Genomic DNA, 4967 nt, shown 5'->3' with positions numbered 1-4967 from the left:
CTCCGGTTTCATAAGAAAACGTGCGCGATCCAAGGCTAAAACTAACCTGGGCAGCTGGTGCTACAGGACCATACCCTGATGCTTGCCCAGCGATGAAATAATCGCTGGGAATGAAATCCGAGGTGCCAACCATAGCCGAGGCACCGGCCGCCGCGCCCCAGCAACTATATGGGTACATTTTCGCTTCACTGTTGATCAGGGCACCTTTGCCATAAATACCTTGGGCGCTCACGTCGCCATAGACACCCTTTACAATATTCATGATTTTCTGGAACCAAGTCGGTTGCTGCGCCCCGCTGTATGAATAGCCTGAATCGTTCATCGAGTTCTCGTTCTTAGGACCTGCATCCGCAAACTTCATACCCGCTGCCGGGTCCCCGGGCACTGCCCATGTATATAACTGCACAGCGCCATAGAAGGCAAGGCTCGTAGCCGCGCCATAAGCAGCGCCTCTCAGCATGTCCTGCCCGACGTTCCCTCCGTAGTAGGCAGCACTTAATCCACCCCCCGTGGCACCACCGGCGGCGCCAGCCGCGACCGCACCTGTCAGCCCGGGGCCAGCCAATATTCCGGCTCCCGCACCAACTCCGGCAGCCGCATCGCCAATTGCACTTTGCACTGCCGTGTCCCGGACGTTCCAATGTGTCTGCTGTGCTATCAGTAACGACTGCGGACCGAAGGCTGCTTCGATGGCAGCGAATTCCAGCACTCTCAGGAATGACCTGAAGAAGCTTCCCAAATGGAAGCTGAAGTGCCCGCTCGGGTCCACATAGATTAGCGGATTATTGAGGCAGATAACCCGGTGGTTCGAGTTCGCGGAAGAGCGGAGAACATCTCGGGGAGAGGGTTTGCGAGGAGCGCGGCTGCGTAGCTATAGATTCAATTTTTCAAGGAGCGTACGTGTGCCTAACAAATGCAATTGTAGCCGGGCGCGGCCGGCGTCAACGAATAAAGAAAGAGCTTCTGTGCCCCAATTGTGCTACACTATGGACCATACATTCAAGGAGGAGTTGGTGTCATGGCAAAAACCACAACGATACGAGCACGCACGAGTCCGGAGCTGAAGGAGGAGGTAGAGGGTATCCTCAAGGAACTAGGACTGAACACCACAGAGGCAATCAACATATTCTTTAGTCAGATACGGCTTCGTCACGGACTGCCCTTTGAGGTGAGAGTACCGAACAAGGTTACCGCGCAGACCTTCCGAAAAACAGATCAGAGGAAAGATCTTGTAAAGTGTAAGGATGCCGACGATATGTTTGCGAGGCTCGGGATCTGATGCGCAGGCCCGTCTATACGAAGCAGTTTCATAAGGACATCAAGAGGATGCAACGGGCGGGAAATAAAGATATGGAGAAACTGAAGCGGGTCGTGACAGCGTTGATTGAGGAAGAACCCTTGGATAAGAGCTACCGGGACCATCCCCTCAAAGGGCCCTTCAAGGATCGCAGGGAATGCCACCTAGCGCCCGATCGGCTCCTGGTTTACAAGTTAGATAAGAAGGAGATCGTTTTCGAAAGAACGGGAAGTCATGCAGACCTATTTGAATGACGCGGCTCTGAGGTAATCTTGCGGCAAAAGCCATCGGGCACACATGCAGAGGAGAGCAATGAACATTGCGGAGAAGTATTTCAAAGAGCAGATGAAGTCTGAGGAGTTCAGACGGGCGTATCTCGAAGAGAAGACGAAGCTTGATATCGAGTATCGCCTGGAAGAACTGAAGAGAGATATCCGGAAGCGTAAGAGCACGGGTGAACTGATCGAGAAGGTGGAGGACCTGGAGAAGTTCGTGATGGGAGGGTAGAGCCTGCGATCATTGATGTCTCATATCGGCACTTGATGGTGTTATCGACTTATTTATTTACTTATATTTGCGCCCGTCCCTCTCGTTCCCCATGGAATACGGTCAGTTACGTGCTTCTTTACAGCGTACCCACAGTTTCCTTGCCTCTATGCAACGACTCTTTTCTTGATCCCTTGGGCCTAGAGCCGTAAAAAACCCAAGATTCCCGCTATCAAAAAAATAGTCCAATGACCACGAACCCTGTTCGAAAAGTCCATTCGCTGAACGGGGAATTCCGAAGAAGGTATCGTTGGGGCTGCCGAATGTAGGCGGCATGCCCCAACCATCGGTTCAAAATGAGGCATAGGAGGCCAACCAATATCGATATCATGTCTTGCATCAGCAGGTCGCCTTGCTCCTATCCTTAATATCGATAGGGACCCCATGTCCTCAAACCATGAGCGAAGCCCAGGGCGTCCCAAATCCATGTTCAGCGGCAGGAGCCCAGGTGGACAGGCTCCAGTTACGGCCATAGACGTAGCCATACCCCACTTGAGCATTCAGAGACCAGCCGGCAGTCGGACTGGATGATGAATACGTTTGGCTGACCATCCACCCAGGGTTCGCCACTCCCCCACAGGTGGATGTGTACCATGATTCATTGTTCGAGACCACCCCGACGCTAAATCCAACTATTTCGGAATAGCCAGCTTGGGAGTTTCTGTATCCCGTACCTGGCACAGGAGCTGCCCAGGACTCGAACCACGGAAGCAGCGTATCATGCAGCCAGTCGTTGCAGGCGTATCCATATGCGGCTGTCCACGCCCCCTGTCCGAAGCCTTGCCCAAAACTCCCGCCGTATATTTCGGCGCTTATTCCTCCAGTAACCCCTCGAGTCGCTGATCGTGCGCGAAGCTGCTTGGCAAAATTATTGCTCAGCAATGACTCATCATACCCATTTGGTTCAAACAGTGCTCCACCCGCATATTTTGCAAGGCCTGCCGAAATCCAGCCGGTTAGCGCGCCTCGCCCGATATCACCACCGGTAATCGCAGCGTTGATACCTCCGGCCATTGCGCCCGCTGCCGCATGTATCCCCGCTTGCGTGGCAGACGATAGCACCATACATGATCCGGTCATGGTGCCTTCTTGTAGCCCGGTGACGACTCCGCCGGCAGCTCCAAAAGAATGCTCCGGTTATGGCTCCAGTCGCCATACCTGTGGGATATTTTGGTGGGTTGTGGCCGCCATAGAGCCACCAATTATCATGCCTATTGCGGCACCAATGAGAATGTCGTCTACTAAGAAAATATTTCCAGACGGATCCGTATAGATCACCGGATTATTGAGGCAGATAACCCGGTGGTTGGATTTTGGCGACGGGCGCAGAGCGTCTCTGGAAGCGGCTTGGCGGGAAGTGCTGCTTCGTAGCTATAGATTCATTCTTACAAGGAGCGTAGCTGTACCTAACAAATTCAATTGTATCCGGGGCTGCTTGTCAATGACAACCGAGGCGAGCCTGACGAACGTGATCAGAGGCTCTTCTGCATTACCCCAGCGCGTTCGCACAATATAGAGGAGCAGCGGAGCAATCGAGTAAGAATAGACCACGCCCGGGCCCTTTCACGGTTGTCGAACTTCATCAGCTTTCTTGGAAAGGGGCCGGGTAGAAAACCGGGTAGAAAGATGGTTGATGGAACCTCAGAAGTAGGATATTCTATATTAGATATTGTTACGACCTTAATAGGTATGTACAATATCTTATAAGCACGAGAGCTATACCGAAGGAGGTGTCTCATATGTCATTCGGAAGAAACCTGTCGAGCGCGAGAAAAGAGAAGGGCTTGACCCAGGAAGAACTGGTGAGGCTAAGCGGCGTGGCCATCTCACAGATACGGCGGTATGAAGCGGACAAATCTTCACCAACCCTCGATGTGGTGATGAAGCTGGCGAAGGCGCTGGGGGTCTCTCTCGATGAACTGGCCTTCGACAGGGCCACGGGGGTTGCCGCAGGTAGATTGGACAGAGAACTTCTGGAACAGTTCGAGATGGTCTCATCGCTCGATCAGGAAGACCGGGAGGCCGTCAAAAGGATCCTCGAGGGGGTTATCGTGAAGCATCAGGTGAATAAAATGCTCAAGCCCAGGCTTGAGAAGCCATGGTCGCAGCGGTTCAGAGAGATCACGGACCGGCTCGCCAAAGGCGCAAAGGGCTACTCTCAGGATGAGATAGATAAGGTGATTGACGAAGCGGTGAGTGCCGTCAGATCAAAGGCCCATGCCCGCACCAATTAAGGCGGTCATCGACACCAGCGTCATGGTCAGCGTGGCCTTTGCCAAAGAGGGGCTGGCCAGGGAACTGCGAGACATGATCGCCGACGGGAGCTTCATCCTGTGCACGACAAAAGAGATCCTTGCCGAGTTGTATCGCGTGCTCCATTATCCCCGCATCTCAAAGCAGTTCAAGCCTGAACTGGAAGACATCGAGCAGTTCATGGGCATGGTGCTGGAGAAGGCATTGATCACCGAGGGCAGTTATACGATCCGCAAAATCAAAGATGATCCGACCGACGATATGTTCCTTGCCTGCGCGATGGAAGCGGAGGCCGACTACATCGTGTCAAGAGATCCCCATCTCCGGAACGTCAAACGGTTCCGCGGGATAGAGATCATCGACGTGACAACGTTTGTGGAGAAGGCGAAGGGCGAGCCATGAGCATTACGGAGAAGTACTTTAAGGAGCAGATGAAGTCTGAGGAGTTCAGGCGGGCGTAAAGACCGGTGGACGATCGCTCGCTCCGTTCGCTGGGACGGGGGACGCACGTGTGCGCCAGACGAACGTTGACCGATACGTGGTATCATAAGGATCAAGAGGACCGAAATGTTGTGGTTTGAAGATGTTCGTAAAAGGCGAATAAGGTTCTCCGATGAACGACAGGAGCATATTGAGTCCGATCATCCGGAAATGTAGGGCCAGACTGAAAAAGTGCAAGCGGCGGTGTTGAATCCGGATATCATAGTCAGGTCGAAAACAGACCCAGAAGTTGAATTGTTCTATCGACACTACAGCACAACGCCTGTTACAGATAAGTACTTGTGTGTCGTGGTTAAATCGATAGTTGAGGACCTATTCATCATCACGGCGTATTTTACGGATTCAGTAAAGAGAGGTGAGATATTATGGG

7 protein-coding genes are annotated in these 4967 nt (G+C 52.8%); 5 read left to right on the top strand and 2 right to left on the bottom strand.

The window, feature by feature from the left end:
• The coding region (locus tag VMT62_12285) for a hypothetical protein (GenBank protein ID HVN97198.1) at positions 1 to 322 on the bottom strand (322 nt) is incomplete at its 3' end.
• Between the two features lie 696 nt (positions 323 to 1018).
• On the opposite strand from VMT62_12285, the gene VMT62_12280 reads away from it, so the two are divergent.
• The 3 genes from VMT62_12280 to VMT62_12270 are packed head-to-tail and all read left to right on the top strand — an operon-like array spanning position 1019 to position 1804.
• Positions 1019 to 1279: a type II toxin-antitoxin system RelB/DinJ family antitoxin gene (locus VMT62_12280; GenBank protein HVN97197.1), complete on the top strand. Its 261-nt coding sequence runs from the start codon at positions 1019 to 1021 to the stop codon at positions 1277 to 1279.
• Positions 1279 to 1551: a type II toxin-antitoxin system YafQ family toxin gene (locus tag VMT62_12275; GenBank protein HVN97196.1), complete on the top strand. Its 273-nt coding sequence runs from the start codon at positions 1279 to 1281 to the stop codon at positions 1549 to 1551. Before VMT62_12280 ends, VMT62_12275 begins: the two co-directional genes overlap by 1 nt.
• Positions 1552 to 1609: 58 nt before the next feature.
• Positions 1610 to 1804 carry a hypothetical protein gene (locus tag VMT62_12270; protein HVN97195.1) on the top strand — a complete coding sequence of 65 codons (195 nt, stop codon included), beginning with the start codon at positions 1610 to 1612 and terminating at the stop codon, positions 1802 to 1804.
• A gap of 429 nt (positions 1805 to 2233) precedes the next feature.
• On the opposite strand, the gene VMT62_12265 is transcribed toward VMT62_12270, so the two are convergent.
• Positions 2234 to 2923, bottom strand: a complete 690-nt coding sequence (locus tag VMT62_12265) for a hypothetical protein (protein HVN97194.1) — start codon at positions 2921 to 2923, stop codon at positions 2234 to 2236.
• 659 nt (positions 2924 to 3582) lie between these two features.
• On the opposite strand from VMT62_12265, the gene VMT62_12260 reads away from it, so the two are divergent.
• Together VMT62_12260 and VMT62_12255 are read left to right on the top strand one after the other, a co-directional pair.
• Positions 3583 to 4077, top strand: a complete 495-nt coding sequence (locus VMT62_12260) for a helix-turn-helix transcriptional regulator (GenBank protein ID HVN97193.1) — start codon at positions 3583 to 3585, stop codon at positions 4075 to 4077.
• The gene (locus VMT62_12255; GenBank protein ID HVN97192.1) at positions 4061 to 4498 is read left to right on the top strand and encodes a putative toxin-antitoxin system toxin component, PIN family; all 438 of its coding nucleotides are present in this window, start codon (positions 4061 to 4063) and stop codon (positions 4496 to 4498) included. The genes VMT62_12260 and VMT62_12255 overlap by 17 nt, the downstream gene beginning before the upstream one ends.
• The last annotated feature ends 469 nt before the right edge of the window (positions 4499 to 4967 follow it).

It is taken from the genome of Syntrophorhabdaceae bacterium (assembly GCA_035541755.1).
GTDB lineage: Bacteria > Desulfobacterota > Syntrophorhabdia > Syntrophorhabdales > Syntrophorhabdaceae > PNOF01.
The sequence above is the reverse complement of the archived record's forward strand: the minus strand, read 5'-3'. Positions and strand labels throughout refer to the sequence as shown.